At 35.1% G+C, this 15,230-nt stretch carries 14 protein-coding genes; 5 read left to right on the plus strand and 9 right to left on the minus strand.

The window, feature by feature from the left end; translation table 11 throughout:
* Positions 1 to 3 precede the first annotated feature (3 nt).
* Positions 4 to 474: a CBS domain-containing protein gene (locus M0D21_RS19395; RefSeq protein ID WP_248332562.1), complete on the plus strand. Its 471-nt coding sequence runs from the start codon at positions 4 to 6 to the stop codon at positions 472 to 474.
* Between the two features lie 3 nt (positions 475 to 477).
* Here the strand turns inward: M0D21_RS19395 and M0D21_RS19400 are convergent, their stop codons facing one another.
* The 4 genes from M0D21_RS19400 to M0D21_RS19415 form a co-directional block, all read right to left on the minus strand.
* Positions 478 to 1,185: a hypothetical protein gene (locus M0D21_RS19400; RefSeq protein ID WP_248332564.1), complete on the minus strand. Its 708-nt coding sequence runs from the start codon at positions 1,183 to 1,185 to the stop codon at positions 478 to 480.
* Between the two features lie 5 nt (positions 1,186 to 1,190).
* Entirely contained in the window at positions 1,191 to 1,538 is a 348-nt protein-coding gene (locus tag M0D21_RS19405; protein WP_248332566.1) for a DUF2116 family Zn-ribbon domain-containing protein, read from the minus strand.
* A 3-nt stretch (positions 1,539 to 1,541) separates the two neighbouring features.
* A complete protein-coding gene (locus M0D21_RS19410; RefSeq protein WP_248332568.1) occupies positions 1,542 to 2,051 on the minus strand; it encodes a DUF6265 family protein in 510 nt (169 codons plus the stop codon).
* Positions 2,052 to 2,115: 64 nt separating this feature from the next.
* Positions 2,116 to 3,018 (minus strand): histone deacetylase family protein, encoded by a 903-nt coding sequence (locus tag M0D21_RS19415; protein WP_248332570.1) that lies wholly within the window; start codon positions 3,016 to 3,018, stop codon positions 2,116 to 2,118.
* 135 nt (positions 3,019 to 3,153) lie between these two features.
* Between M0D21_RS19415 and M0D21_RS19420 the strand changes: the two genes are divergently transcribed.
* Complete coding sequence (locus M0D21_RS19420) at positions 3,154 to 4,434, plus strand: MFS transporter (protein ID WP_248332572.1); 1,281 nt, start codon at positions 3,154 to 3,156, stop codon at positions 4,432 to 4,434.
* Between the two features lie 10 nt (positions 4,435 to 4,444).
* Here M0D21_RS19420 and M0D21_RS19425 read toward each other — a convergent pair whose 3' ends face one another.
* The 5 genes from M0D21_RS19425 to M0D21_RS19445 all read right to left on the minus strand — a co-directional run bounded on the left by M0D21_RS19425 (position 4,445) and on the right by M0D21_RS19445 (position 13,024).
* On the minus strand, positions 4,445 to 5,875 hold the full coding sequence (locus M0D21_RS19425) for a hypothetical protein (RefSeq protein WP_248332574.1): 1,431 nt from the start codon (positions 5,873 to 5,875) through the stop codon (positions 4,445 to 4,447).
* Positions 5,876 to 6,083: 208 nt separating this feature from the next.
* Positions 6,084 to 7,556, minus strand: a complete 1,473-nt coding sequence (locus tag M0D21_RS19430) for a hypothetical protein (RefSeq protein WP_248332576.1) — start codon at positions 7,554 to 7,556, stop codon at positions 6,084 to 6,086.
* Positions 7,557 to 7,610: 54 nt separating this feature from the next.
* Complete coding sequence (gene metG, locus M0D21_RS19435; RefSeq protein ID WP_248332578.1) at positions 7,611 to 9,665, minus strand: methionine--tRNA ligase; 2,055 nt, start codon at positions 9,663 to 9,665, stop codon at positions 7,611 to 7,613.
* A 103-nt stretch (positions 9,666 to 9,768) separates the two neighbouring features.
* Positions 9,769 to 11,400, minus strand: a complete 1,632-nt coding sequence (locus M0D21_RS19440; protein WP_248332580.1) for a DUF1501 domain-containing protein — start codon at positions 11,398 to 11,400, stop codon at positions 9,769 to 9,771.
* Between the two features lie 7 nt (positions 11,401 to 11,407).
* Positions 11,408 to 13,024 carry a DUF1800 domain-containing protein gene (locus M0D21_RS19445; protein ID WP_248332583.1) on the minus strand — a complete coding sequence of 539 codons (1,617 nt, stop codon included), beginning with the start codon at positions 13,022 to 13,024 and terminating at the stop codon, positions 11,408 to 11,410.
* Positions 13,025 to 13,043: 19 nt separating this feature from the next.
* On the opposite strand from M0D21_RS19445, the gene M0D21_RS19450 reads away from it, so the two are divergent.
* From M0D21_RS19450 to M0D21_RS19460, 3 genes are read left to right on the plus strand one after another with little or no spacing between them, the layout of a single operon-like run.
* Positions 13,044 to 13,940 carry a S66 peptidase family protein gene (locus M0D21_RS19450; protein ID WP_248332586.1) on the plus strand — a complete coding sequence of 299 codons (897 nt, stop codon included), beginning with the start codon at positions 13,044 to 13,046 and terminating at the stop codon, positions 13,938 to 13,940.
* Positions 13,941 to 13,942: 2 nt separating this feature from the next.
* The gene (locus tag M0D21_RS19455) at positions 13,943 to 14,302 is read left to right on the plus strand and encodes a YraN family protein (RefSeq protein ID WP_248332588.1); all 360 of its coding nucleotides are present in this window, start codon (positions 13,943 to 13,945) and stop codon (positions 14,300 to 14,302) included.
* 24 nt (positions 14,303 to 14,326) lie between these two features.
* Positions 14,327 to 15,223 carry an aldo/keto reductase gene (locus M0D21_RS19460; RefSeq protein WP_248332590.1) on the plus strand — a complete coding sequence of 299 codons (897 nt, stop codon included), beginning with the start codon at positions 14,327 to 14,329 and terminating at the stop codon, positions 15,221 to 15,223.
* The last annotated feature ends 7 nt before the right edge of the window (positions 15,224 to 15,230 follow it).

Genomic DNA, 15,230 nt, shown 5'->3' on the forward strand with positions numbered 1-15,230 from the left:
ATTATGGGAATAATCAGTTTTCAAGGGGCACGAGCTAAGACGAAGAAGCAAAATGATACCCCTATAAAAGTTTCAGATTATATGACCAGAGACCTTATTACGTTTAATCCAGACCAATCGGTTATGGAGGTAATTAATACTTTGGTAAAACATAAAATCTCGGGAGGGCCGGTGGTAAATGAAAATAATGAACTTTTAGGAATTATTTCTGAAGGAGATTGTATCAAACAATTAAATGAAAGTCGTTATTATAATATGCCTATCGATGATGCTAAAGTAGAACGTTTTATGGTAAGGGATGTAGATACTATTGATGGTAACTTAAATATATTTGATGCTGCCAATAAGTTTTTACAAACTAAGAGAAGACGCTTTCCAATTTTGGAAGATGGTAAATTAGTGGGGCAAATTAGTCAAAAAGATGTAATGAAAGCGGCACTTCAATTAAACAGCCAACATTGGAGAGATTTATAATTGCTATCCTGTCGTTAAAGCTTTTGGATCATCAGTAATCAATAGTTTGTTTGTTTTATCACCCGATAGATATAAGGTTTTGGAAGAGTAACGATCAAAGTTATGATCAGACTCTTTCCAATTTCCTGTGCCCATTACTGCAATTTCTTCATCAATCTCAATAACTCCCTCGTTGTATCGTAGTGTTTTGTTTAAACCAAAAAAACCTTCACTACTTTCCTGATGTTGATTTAAGTAGTGTTCTAAGTTTTGCGAGGCATCGTTAAGAAATCCAGACCTTTTCTTCACGTCTTTTACAAGATAGGTGAGTTTATGTGAACCATTAGTATGAATAATCGCTTTTTCTTGTAAAGACTGTAGCGCAAAGTCGATATATTTTTCTTCTTTTATAATCGTTTTCCAAGAAGAACTTTTTCCGGTGTTCACTTTTTTCTCGACTTTAATTTGATAATATACACAACTTCTCTTGCTGATAGGTGAGACCAATGTAGTATCTAAGGCTATGGCTTTACCGAAGAGTTTTGCATACTCATTTTCTTTGATAGAGGCAATACGTTTAACAGGGACTTTTTTTAAGTTTCTAAGTATTTTGTTTCTATCATTAAAGTAATATGAAATTACTATTATTGCCAGAACTATCAGGATAAAAATCAATATGAAAAACAAATTGTCATCCATTGGTATTGTAACTAAAGAGAATCCTTCAACCATATTGCTTAGTTTCTTTTTACCAGAGCGTAAAAATCATTCTCCAAAGGTAAGTAACCCTGATCATAAACAAAATAATAGGTGTTCCCAGTTTTGGTAACATAAATACTGGTAAAATGTTGAAAGTCGAACCCTTTGGCAAATAATTTTGCCTTAGTAGTTTTGGTTTTTTCATTAGGGTTTAACTCCTCAAGAATACGATAGTTCTTTCGTAACCTGTTGTTGATGTTGCGAATTAAGTTTTTGCTATCCTTGTTTAATTGATTGTTGAACGAATTCCTACAGTAGTCACTGCAAAATCGTTTGTCTGCACGACCAATAATTTTATTTCCACAAACAGGGCATTCTTTAGTCATGAATTATTTTCTTTTGTAATTGAATTTTACCTCGTCACTGAAGCCATCTTTATTATGCACGACAACATAAAGGTTTATTTCATTATCGCTAATTTTTTCAAAAGTAAACTCGTCAAAATATACTCGATCTTTCTCGACTTTTACCAGCTTAAAATCTACAGTTTCATCTTTCTTTTCCCAGCCTTTAAAATCTCCATGAAAATGCTTGAGCTGTAATAGTAAAGTGTTGTTATTTTCGGTAATGCCGCCTACTTCATAGAACTGTATTTCATTATCTACAACCAACTTAAAAGAAAACATCATAGAATTACCCAAGGGATCACTCCAAATTTCTTCGGTTGTACCACCAAAGGCTTCTCCTCGCCAATATCCGCTAATCCATGAGATCTCCTGTAAAGAAGCTTTAGGAGAGTTCATACCGTCGGTAAACTTCAAGACATTCGAAGGGTTATTCTGAGCAAAAGTTGTCGAAATAGACAGGACAAGAAGGAGATATATGTATGGTAACCTCATGACTAAGATTTTATAATTGAGAAAGATACGATAAATATTCGTTTACAAACGATTAATAAGAATGTCAAAAGAAAATATCCTGAGCTAGCCTGAAGGTATTGGCATGTGCTTCTATAATAGTTTTTATATCTGGAGAGTAACCACCCCCCATAGAGCACATCACAGGGATTTTTAAATCTTTACAGGTTTGCAGCACAAATCTATCTCTTTCTTTACATCCTTCTAAGGAGCATCCTAGTTTTCCTAATTTGTCTGTAGATAGAATATCTACCCCGCACAGGTAATAAATAAAATCAGGTTGTTGTTTTTGGATAAGCTTGGGCAGCGTGTCTTTTAAAATAGTAAGGTACTCGGTATCATCGATATCGTTGGGTAATGCAATATCTAAATCAGAAATCTCCTTTTTAAAAGGATAATTTTTTGCTCCGTGCATTGAAAATGTAAACACATTTGGGTCATCACCAAAAATCTCGGCAGTCCCATTACCTTGATGTACATCTAAATCAACAATTAAAATTTTTGTAGCTAGTTTGTTTTGCAATATATATCTGGCCCCAATGGCTTGGTCGTTTAGTAAACAAAATGCCTCTCCTCGGTCGGTATATGCATGATGCGTACCTCCCGCAATATTCATGGCAATACCATTTTGCAACGCATATTCTGATGCTTTAATAGTTCCATCTGCAATGATCACTTCGCGATCTACCAATTCTTTAGACAAAGGGAATCCAATTTTTCTGGCTGCTTTTGGATCCAAGGTAAGTTCGATAAGTTCATTAAAGTATGCTTGGGTGTGTACTGCCAAAATTGGTTGAGTGCTGGGGACCTTGGGAGTGAAAAAATTATCTTCTACACATGTGCCTTCATACAATAGTTGCTTTGGAAGCAATTCGTACTTGATCATTGGGAACCGATGTTTTTCGGGCAAGGGATGAGTGTAAATAGAATGATACGCTATTTTGAGCATTTGGTCGATAGCAATAATAAATTCATCAAAGCACGAACGAAGATACTATCTTTTTTGATATTGAGGGGATTTAAGTTTACGTTGAGATAAATTTTGATGTAATACCATATCTTTACCCCAACAAATTCCTCTTTCATGAAAAACGATCCGTATTCGGCATTACGATATCAAGAATTCAGTGTGTTTTTAGTACTTCGTTTTTCTCTGGTCATGGCTTGGACCATGCAGTTTATCGTTATAGAATGGCAAGTCTATAGTATTACAAAAGATCCCCTTTCTTTGGGAATCATAGGCCTTATGGAAGTGATTCCTGCAGTGTCTTTGGCTTTATTTGCTGGACATATTGTTGATCAAAAAGAAAAGAGAAATCTACTTCGTATCTGTATCTTAGGGTTTTTAAGCATTAGTTTAGGTTTGTTTTTTTTAACCTCACCCGGTATTACTACTTCTTTTAAACAATCTACTATCTTGGTTGGGATTTATGTTCTAGTATTTTGTGGGGGAGTGGTTCGAGCATTTTTGGGGCCAACTATTTTTTCTCTTTTGGCGTTGTTGGTTCCCAAGAAAGTATATCCCAATGCTGCTACCTGGAGCAGCTCGACTTGGCAAATTGGCGCTGTGCTAGGACCAGCTTTAGCAGGTTTTGCCATAAATCTAATCGGTGTAAATTGGGCTATGTTGGTCATTGTAGGGTGGGCGACATTTGCTTTTGTTTGCTTGATGAGAATTCCTAAAAAACCAATTATGAATCCCAATATTGGTGAACCTGTATTAAAAAGTTTAAAAGAAGGGATTCAATTTGTTTTTAAGACCAAAGCAGTACTAGGAGCGCTTACTTTGGACATGGTAGCTGTTCTTTTTGGAGGTGCAGTAGCATTATTGCCAGTTTTTGCACAAGATATTCTTAAAGTAGGACCTCAGGGATTTGGAGTTTTAAGAGCAGCTCCTGCTGTTGGAGCATTTATCATTATGTTTACTACCGCCTATTTCCCAATTAATAAAAATGCAGGAAAAAAACTGTTGTTGGCTGTTTTTGGATTTGGAGTATGTATTATCGTATTTGGATTATCTTCTGTTTTTTGGATATCGGTAGTAGCACTATTTTTTAGTGGTGTAACAGATGGTATATCAATGGTGGTGCGACAAACGATATTGCAACTTAAAACGCCAGATCATATGAGAGGAAGAGTATCTTCGGTAAATTCAATATTTGTAGGCTCCTCAAATGAGTTAGGTGCTTTCGAAAGTGGTATTACTGCCAAATACATGGGTACGGTAACCGCAGTGGTATTTGGAGGGAGTATGACCTTGCTTACGGTGATTCTTACCTCAGTAATTTCCCCAGCGTTTAGGAAACTTGATCTTAGAAAAGATATTGAAGTTGATGAAGAATCAAAATCCCCAGTAACAGAGTGATTTTTAGAAGCTAGTATTCATAAGTTCTTAAATAATATTTATGGTGCTTTGGATAGTGATATCCATAAATCAATTGATTATTAAACCTGAAGATGGTTTCAGTATTTTCATCAAAAATCTGGTCCCTTAATCCTTTAATTTTATCAAAAGCATTTTTTTGTACTTCTCCTTGAATATGTTTAAAATCGTTATCAAATAAGCATTTTATATACGTAGACTTTGAACTTTCATAGCTTTTGTATGCGCTAAAAAAAGGAGTTTCGTATACAAGGTTTAGTCCAGGAAAATTAAACCCAGTGAGACCTGGTGAACTCAAAGCGATATATTCTTTTATTCCTCCAAGGGTAATTTCTGTACTATCATTGCGATGGTATACCGATACCGACACATTTGCAGAGGTTATCTTTCTTAAGAACTTTCGCGTCTTTTCCATTTCTCTATAATTAGTATAACTTCCTCCTTCTTGAATTATAGGTGTGTTCTTAAAGTTTATAGGGTCATTTTGTGTAAGTTGTATTTCTTTAATCAATTCTTTTGAAGAAATATCGGTAATCATAAACTTCATTCTCTCTTTGGAAGCAATTAGTTGATATAAATTACCTTTTGATATGAAAGAATTTGATTTGATACCATTATCATTGGACAATTCTACTTTTTTAAAGTTATCAACCTCGGCAATAGACGAATCTAAGGATAGGGTAATTATTTGCGAAAGTTTTTGCCCTTTATCAAGTACTATATGAGCTTTATTTTTACTAATAAAAAGCTTTGCTGGACTCGAAGTCTTTTCTAAAGAATTAGGAATAGAGGCTTCAATATAATCGATTTTTAATTTTCCCGGATCTAGTGCATTAACTTTATGAAGCAGTGCTTCATATAAGGAAACTTCTTTATTTTTCTTATTATAGAAAATTTCATCTGATAAGTCATATTCAATACTCTGCATTGATCCGTCATTTTCCAATTTATGAATGAACAATTTTGATGTGTCTTTTTCAATGGTTGCCACATAAATTTGATTTCTATACTTAAAAGTAAGTATATACTGATCATAGTTAACCGCCAAATTCTCAATTATGTTAACCGTTTTTTCAGATGAATTGATCTTTAGAAGACCAAACTTTTTAGATATTTCATTATTAAGTAAAAAGATATATTCGTTTTCAGAAGAATTTACACCCTCGATTATGTTTTTTAATTTCGATTTAGGTCTGGGAAATGTTGTTTCATTGATCAATTCAAATTTTTGATTATAATTCTTCAGGTATATGTTTTTTTTGTCCGAAATAAATAATGATAGTTTATTAGATTCAACATTAGTAATTGGAACAACATCTCTGTTTTTCTTTAGTTCTATGTCACTGAATGCCACAATTTTTTGAGCAAGTAAAGGTTGAGCACAGAAAAAAAGTAGAGCAAAAATTAAAATGAGCTTATTCATTGTTTGTGATTATGTTTTATCGAAGATCTGGAATATGGACTTAAAAAAAACGCTTTCTGTACAAAAACATGCATCTTCATAGAATGAAGATACTGGCCTAAGTGTAAACTTGTGTTCGAATGTAAGCAATTTGTATATCTTGTCTTCTGTATCGAAATAGCCATAGTGCATTTTAGCTTTATGTATAAAAATGTTAAGGATGTATTGGTTAGTCCTCAAACTTTCTAAGAAAATACTTCTTTTTTAGAGATTCATAATATCCATAGACATAATGCCCATTGTATTTAAAAACTGTTTCTGCTTTTTTATTGAGAACCTCTTTCGAGAAATCTTTTATTTTATCAAATGCATTGGGAGATAGTTCTCCATCTATATGAGACATGTTGCTATCAAATAAGCAAATAATTCGGGTAGATTTCGATGAAGAATAACTAGCGTAAGCATAATATGTTGGTGTCATCATTGAGGTTGCAACGGCGGTCATAACACCTCCAATCGCCCCAAAGCCCATCATAGGATATGCATAAGAAGTTTGTTGTACTCCTCCTAAAGTTACATTAATATCATTACCTCTATGATAAACAGAAATACCCATATTTCCAGCTGCAATTTTTCGTAGGAATTTTTGGGTTTTTTCCATTTCTCTATAGTTTACATAGTATCCTCCTTCCTGAATTATTGGAGAATTTTTGAAAGAAATAGAATCTTCTTTTTGTAATGAAAATGATTTAATCAGCTCTTTAGAGTTGAGGTCTTTTACCGTAAATTTCATCTCTCCCTTAAGTCCAATAATTTGATACAATCTGTTTTTTGAAATCAAAGAATTTGATTTGGTAAAGGATTTATTAGTTTCAGAAGCACTTAGTAATTGTACTTTTTCAAAGTTGTTAACTTCGAAATTAGAATCACTCTCCAAGTTAAAAGTAATGAGCTGAGTATATTTATGGCCATTATCTATGGTTAGAATAAGGTTTTCTTTTTGTTGGTATAGCTTTACTAGTTTGGAAGTAGATTCTAAAGCATTTGGTATATCTTCTTTTATATGTTCAATACCAAAAGTTGATCTTGTTGCTCCATTGTTGGAAACAATAAATGATTTGTATAAGGATATTTTCTTGTCAAATTTATCGAAGAACTCCTCACTGGTTAAATCGTAGGTCAAAGTTTTTGCTTTTCCGTCTCTACTAATTTTATGAATATTTACTTTAGAAGTTTTACGAAAAACCGTTAAAACACAAATTTGATTTTTATAGGTAAAGGTTTTTAAATAATATTCTTTATCAGATAAAAACGATGTTGGAATTACTTTTATTTCCTGCTGGTGGGTATTGATTTTTAATAGTTCAAACTTCTTTCTGGTGTCATTAGATAGCAGAAATAAATACTCTTCTTTACTAGGGTGTACTTTTTCTAAGAATTTTTTTATTTGAGATTTTGGTCTCTCAAATTTTTGCTGGTCAATTACTTTGAATTCTTTATCGAATTTATTGAAATGAATATTTTTTCTATCAATTATAAATAGAGATAAATCATTTGTAAGCGTATCGATGATCGGAATGGACTCTCTTCGTTCGCTTAAACTTGATTTTAGTGCTAATTCATTTTCTGAAAGTAATTCTTGTGATTGTACCGATTGCACAAAAAAAGAGATCAATAAAAGTGTAAAAATAATCTTACTCATTAATATGTTTTCCTAATTAATGTAATGACAGGGTGATTTGTTACCTTTTTAGGCTTAATTTATTACAGCTCCTGGATTAATGCCGTCTTCGTCAGGATTTAAGAATACTAATTTACCTTCGGGAGTTTCTGTCATTAAAATCATACCTTCACTCTCTACACCACGTAGTTTTCTGGGAGCAAGATTAACGAGTACAGTTACTTTTTTACCCACAATTTCTTCTGGAGTAAAATGTTCTGCTATTCCAGATACTATTGTTCTTGTGTTTATACCTGTATCTACTTTAAGTACCAATAACTTTTTGGCTTTTGGCATTTTTTCGGCTTCTACTATCGTTCCAACACGTATATCCAATTTAGTGAAATCTTCAAACGTAGCAGTTTCTTTTTGTGGTTCAACAGTTTTGTTTTCGGCTTCGTTCGCTTTTTTGGTAGCTTCCAATTTCTCCAATTGTTTTTGAATTTCTTTGTCTTCTACTTTTGAGAATAATAGTTCTCCTTTTTGGATTTGATGATCTGCTGGAAGCAATACTTCTTTTTCAGAAACATCATTCCACGATACATCAGATTGAGCTAGAATATTTTTCAGCTTCGTACTGGTAAATGGTAAAAATGGTTCGCATAATGTCGCTAACGCAGAAGCAATTTGCAAGGCTACATACATTACTGTTTTAGTGCGTTCTTCGTCAGTTTTAATAAGTTTCCAGGGTTCCTCATCTGCCAAATATTTGTTCCCCAGACGAGCAACATTCATTAGCTCTTGACTTGCTTCTCTAAACCTATATCGTTCTATTGAACTTGAGATAACGGCTGGATAAGCTTTAAGTTCTTTTAATGTTTGCTCATCTACTTCAGAAAATGCATCAGGTGTTGGAACCACGCCATTGTAATATTTATGTGTAAGTACTACAACTCTATTGATAAAATTACCAAAGATGGCTACTAGTTCATTGTTGTTGCGAGCTTGATAGTCTTTCCAGGTAAAATCGTTGTCTTTGGTTTCAGGAGCATTGGCTGTAAGTACATACCGAAGTACGTCTTGCTTGTCTGGGAATTCTTCTAAATATTCATGTAACCAAACCGCCCAATTTTTGGAAGTAGATAATTTATTTCCTTCCAGATTTAAAAACTCATTGGCGGGCACGTTTTCTGGCAGTACATAACTCCCCTCGGCTTTCAACATACTTGGGAAGATAATACAATGAAAAACGATATTGTCTTTACCTATAAAATGCACAAGCTTCGTGTTTACATCTTTCCAATAAGGTTCCCAATCTTTCCCTTCTCGCTCTGCCCATTCTTTGGTAGAGGAGATATATCCAATGGGAGCATCAAACCATACGTATAATACTTTTCCTTCAGCTCCTTCTACAGGAACCGGGATTCCCCAATCTAAATCACGAGTAACCGCACGCGGTCTTAATCCATCATCGATCCAGGATTTAATTTGCCCGTAAACATTAGTTTTCCAGTCTTTTTTATGCCCTTTTAGAATCCATTCTTTCAAAAAATCTTCATATTGATTTAAAGGTAGAAACCAATGTTTCGTTTGCTTTAAAATGGGTTCTGCACCCGATATGGTGGATTTAGGATTTATTAAATCTGTTGCATTAAGTGAGCTACCACAGTTTTCACATTGATCACCATAGGCTTCTTCATAACCACATTTCGGACAAGTTCCTGTTACAAAACGATCTGCCAAAAATTGGTCGGCTTCTGGGTCGTATAATTGTTCAGAAGTTTCTTCAATAAATTTACCGTCCTCGTACATTTTTTTGAAAAACTCTGAAGCGGTATCATGATGAATAGGGGCAGAGGTTCTCGAGTAATTGTCGAATGAAATACCAAAATCTGCAAATGACTTTTTGATGATAGCATGGTACTTATCAATAATTACCTGAGGTGAAACGCCTTCCTTTTTTGCACGCATAGGAATGGCGGCTCCATGCTCATCACTACCACAGATAAAGGCAACATCGTTACCGGTAATTCTAAGGTATCGTGAATAAATATCGGCCGGAACATAAACTCCTGCCAAATGACCAATATGAATGGGTCCGTTGGTATATGGTAAAGCTGCCGTAATGGTGTATCTTCCCTGTGTGCTCATAACTTAAAAATAAGGCACAAAGGTAATAAAAACAGGCACAAAAAAACCTGTCAGAAACCTCATTTGTTTTTGAAGAATACTGACAGGAATATATACTTGTTTTTTATGATATTACTATCGACTTACTGAAATTGCCGTTATTGGTCTGAATTTGATATACATATGGACCAGTACTCAATCGAGTATTGGCAGATTCTTTTACATTTACTACCATATTCACGCCTTCCATAAGCATTTCATTTGCCAATGTTGCTACTTTTTGACCCACTACATTGTAAAGTGTTACTTCAATATGAGTGGTTTGCGGACTTACAATATTAATATAAGTCTGACTGTCGCTATATGTAGGTATATGGGCTAAGCTCTCACCATCTGTAGGTATGCCAGGGTTAGTGCCAGAACAGTTGAATCCTAAATCAAGAGATTCAAAAGGGCCTCCGTTGGTATCTAGTAATGCTCTACCCACCATAGCTTCGTCTACACACAACCAATCTTTCATTACGGTAGCATATACACGTCTAAAATCGGTAGTGTTGGTAACATTTCCTCCTCGAGTAAGATCATTTAAATCTGGGTGTTCTCCTACAAAACCACTTCCGTTAAGCCCGGTTCCAAAGAACATGGTTGGTGCAGCAGTACCATGGTCGGTACCTAAAGATCCATTTTCTCTAAACCTACGCCCAAATTCAGACATCGTCATTGAAAGTACTCTGTCATCCCATCCTGCAGCAGTTAAATCTGCATAGAAATTACTTATCGCTTCAGAGAATGAAGTAAGTAATTGTTGGTGTCGTTGAATTTGATTATTATGTGTATCGAAACCTCCAAGAGTAACTAAATACACTTTTGTCCCCAAACCTCCTTTAATTAATCGCGAAATGATACTAAACTGCCTTCCTAAACTGTCATCTAGGTAGCCTCCAAAATCTGTTGATCTTTCATAGGCAGCACTAATAACTTCTGCATAATTAAACGTTGTGTTTGTTGCTTCTCTAAGGAATCTTAATTTGTCTCCGTAGGTGCAATTTTCATCAATGTCGTCTAGATTATAGAAAGTCTCGTTTTCTATAATTTGAAGTAATCTTCTGGGGTCAGAAACCGCAAAAGAATAATCACTTTCAGTCCCTTTAAAAACTAAATTTCCAATACTTCCAATCTGAATAGATGGAGGACTTGCCGGTGGATTGAAAAAATAGTCAGGATATATCTCACTAAAATATCTCCCCATAAAACCGGTACGATCATCTTCTACCAAGTTGGTGTTGGCATAAATATCAGAACCTTTAAAGTGAGATAGTGAGGAGTTTTCATAACCAACGCCATGCACTACTTTCATTTTACCATCTCCCCAAACACCTTCAAGTTTGTTCATGGGCTTAGGCATAGCAAAATCGTCATTTAGCGAAATAAATTCACTAGGAGGGATACGTATGAGTGGTCGCGCATTGGCATAAATATCATAGTCGTACACGGGTATAATGGTGTTAAAGCCATCATTACCTCCTTGAAGTCTTACTAAAATTAAAATTTTATCAGTTTCAGCTTGACTTAATGCCATAGATAAAGGCGATGGCTTAGAAACTGAGAGTGGAGTATTGGCCAGCATCATCGATCCTCCTCCTACAAGTCCTAAGGCTTGTAAAAAAGACCGGCGATTCCAATTCTTATGTTCATCGGTATTACAATTACCGTTTTTGTCTAGTTTTATATTTGAATGGTGGTGATTATTGCACATAGTAATTTTATTTAAGTTGAAATTCGGGGATGTCTACGATGTAGTTCAGGAAGGCATAAAACTGTTCTGCCACTTCCTGGCGATCTAATGACCATCTAGCCGGAGCAACGGCATCTGGTTCGTAGTAACTAGGTGGAAAGGCATCTATATCCCTAAATACACCTGAAATTTCATTAAAAATTACTGTGTCCTCCATTCCACGAGGGAAAAAGTAATTCACCAAGGCGCGCACCACAATATCTACTTCGGGTCCGCTTAAGGTGGTTTGCAGATTTCCATCGGCAGCAGTACCAATAGGTAACCCTACCACGAAATCTCTAAACTGTTGCTGGTTTTCACTCCAAGCTCTATTCACTAAAAATCGAGCACTTTCCCAGCGACCAATGAGTAAATCTGGGCTTATCCAGTCTTCGTCTCCCTGCCATCCTTCTACGTCAATTGGATTAAGTACATCCTGCCCCAATATTCTTACTGTACCTCTTATGTAGTCATTTACATCGGTGTTGGTAAGAGTAAAACCTAATTCATTGTAGAAACATATTAGTAAATCACAAGGACTTTTAATTACAGCACCTATAGCTTCCTGATTAAAAAAGTGTTGACTTTTTAGCAGTTGTCTTAGTACTGGAGCAATTTCAAAATTATTAGCAATAAAGGTTTGTGCCATTTGTGCTACAATTGCGTCGCTACACGTTGGGCTCACAAAATATGCATATAATTTTGAACATATAAAGGTTGCTACTTGAGAGGCTCTTTCCTGAAAGAGAATATTGATCACATCATCATATCCCCAGTTTCCGGTTTGCCCAAAAATAGTTTTGGTATCATTGCTAAATTGTCCAGGGTTGAACAAAATATCACCCCAAGGGATATCATTGGTATCAACATATCCTGTAAGTGCTTTTGACGTTTCCTGAATATCATCTTCATCATAGCCATTGTCTACACCCAAAGAGAAAAGTTCATATAATTCTCGAGCATAATTTTCATTAGGCCTGTCTCTAATATTTTCATCACCATTAAGGTATACCAACATAGCATTAGAGATTCCTATGTCATATACAAAATCTCTAAAATTACCCAATGCATGTAGTTGCAAAAGACTATAATATTGGGTTTGGTATGCGGGACTTCTATAGGTGTCATCTTCAGTTACGAAATGATTACTCCAAAATAGGGTCAAACGATCTCGAACTCTATTCTGAATTAAATCATTAACCATTTGATTTTTACCTTCTCTACGGTAAAATCCAAGATCATTATCGGGGTTAGCATCTTCGGCAGCTTCAAACTGATCACGATTCCAGGTGCTCCAAATAGGAGGGGGCGTGGTGTTTAATGCTATAGCTTGGTCGATTAAAGAATCTACAAGAGCAGAAGGGTCGTTTTGAGCAAGTGCTGCCAAAACCTCTGCTTTGGAAGCTCCAAAACCGGCTCTGCGATACAAATGATTTATTTTTGATACGTTCCAAGGGTTCTCTGGAGAAGGTACATAAACGTCCAAGGAATCTAAATTACACGAAGTATCAGATATCATAGGCATATAGGGTTTAATAGTAAGTTGAGGGACAAATTCAACACAATATAATAGATAATAACGAAAGTATTTGTTAATTAGTATCATAATTTTGAAATTTTAAGACATGTTTAAACCCGATTTCCTTAAGGAAGGGGATAAAATAGCTATCGTTTCTACCGCCAGAAAGATTGATATGCGCGAAATTCAGGATTCTGTAGAGATCATAAAAAGATGGGGTTTAATACCGATAATAGGTTCAACAATTGGTTTGAAATATGATCAATTTGCAGGGAGTGATCAGGAGCGATTGGTAGATTTTCAGAATATGCTCGATACCCCCGAAATAAAAGCAATATGGTGCGCTAGGGGAGGATATGGTACCGTTAGGATCGTAGATCAAATTGATTTTTCAAGATTTGTAAAATATCCTAAATGGGTAATAGGTTATTCTGATATCACTGTGTTACATTCACATATTCATAATCTTGATGTAGCTACTATACATGCTGCTATGCCAGTAGATTTTCATAAAGGGACAAGGGTTGCTATTCAGGCTTTTAAAGATTGTATTTTCGGGAAAAGTTCTGGTTACAATATATCCTCTTCAAAGAAAAATATAGCAGGAGAAGCAAAAGGGCAACTTGTTGGAGGTAATTTATCAATGCTATATTCAATGTGTGGTTCTCCCTCGGCAATAGATACGACTGGGAAGATATTATGCATCGAGGATCTTGATGAGTATTTATATCATATTGATCGTATGCTCCAAAACCTTAAAAGAAATGGATATTTTGAAAATCTTGCAGGTCTAATTGTTGGTGGAATGACCAAAATGCACGATAATAATATATCTTTTGGAAAAAAACCGAAACGAATCATTCTTGATATTGTAAAAGATTACAATTTTCCGGTGGCTTTTAAGTTCCCTATGGGGCATCTTGAAGATAATCGACCCTTAATTTTGGGAGCAGAGGCCTTTTTGAAGGTTACTGATACACAAACGCAATTAGAATATTTGTAGCTATGGCTCAACATAACGAATTAGGTAATAAAGGAGAGCAGTTGGCTGTTGAATTTCTGAAAAGAAAAGGTTACGAGATTCTGGAGCGAAATTATCGCTATCAAAAATCTGAAGTCGATATTATTGCAAAAATAAATGAGGTTCTGGTAGCTATTGAAGTAAAAACAAGAAGTACTCCAGACTTTGGTAATCCTCAAGATTTTGTGAAACCCAAACAGATACAATCTGTGGTAAAAGCACTAGATCAATATATCACCGAGAACGATCTAGATGTAGAGGTGAGATTTGATATTGTTGCCATTATTCAAAATACTTTGGGAACACAAATAGAACATCTAGAAGATGCTTTTTATCATTTTTGATACTACCTTTATGAAAAAATAATTGTGGAATATCGACAACTAGGTAATTCAGATATTAGCATAAGTGCTTTATCCTTTGGAGGTATGTCTTTGGATTATCAAAATCCAAATGCAATCTCTCTACTTCATAAAGCCATAGATTACGGGGTGAACTTTTTTGATACTTCAGATTTGTATGATCAGGGTCAAAACGAAATTTTGCTGGGAAATGCGTTAAAAGCGCATAGACATAAGGTGTCGATTGCGACCAAAGTTGGGAATAAATGGCGAAGCGATGGCAGTGGTTGGGATTGGAATCCTCGCAAAAATTATATTCTTACTGCCGTTCATAAAAGTTTACAACGACTGCAAACAGATTATATAGATTTGTATCAGTTGCACGGGGGAACCATTGATGATCCTATCGATGAAATTATTGATGCTTTTGAAACCCTTAAGAAACAAGGTGAAATACGATATTATGGTATTTCGTCTATACGGCCCAATGTGATTCGTGAATATGTCGAAAAATCGAATATCACCAGTGTAATGATGCAATACAGTCTTCTGGACCGAAGACCAGAGGAGAAGTGTCTCTCGTTACTGCAAAAAAATAATATAGGCGTATTGGCAAGAGGTACTGTTGCTAAAGGGTTGTTAGCAGGAAAATCAGCCAAAGAATACCTAAGTCATTCTGTATCACAAGTAGAAAAAAGTGTAGAATGTCTAAAAACGGTAACCGGAGCCTCAAAAACACTTTCGCAAACCGCTATGCAATATGTTTTGAAACATCATGGGGTAAGTTCTGCGGTTATGGGGTTGCGAACCGAAAATCAAGTGATAGATAGTTTGCATAACTTTCCAGAAAAAGAACTCTCTCAACAAGAATATGAGATATTACAAAACAGCAATAATGCATACCTTTATGAGCATCATAGGTAATGTTAAA

It is taken from the genome of Aquimarina acroporae, assembly GCF_023195925.1.
In the GTDB taxonomy this organism is placed as follows: Bacteria; Bacteroidota; Bacteroidia; order Flavobacteriales; family Flavobacteriaceae; genus Aquimarina; species Aquimarina acroporae.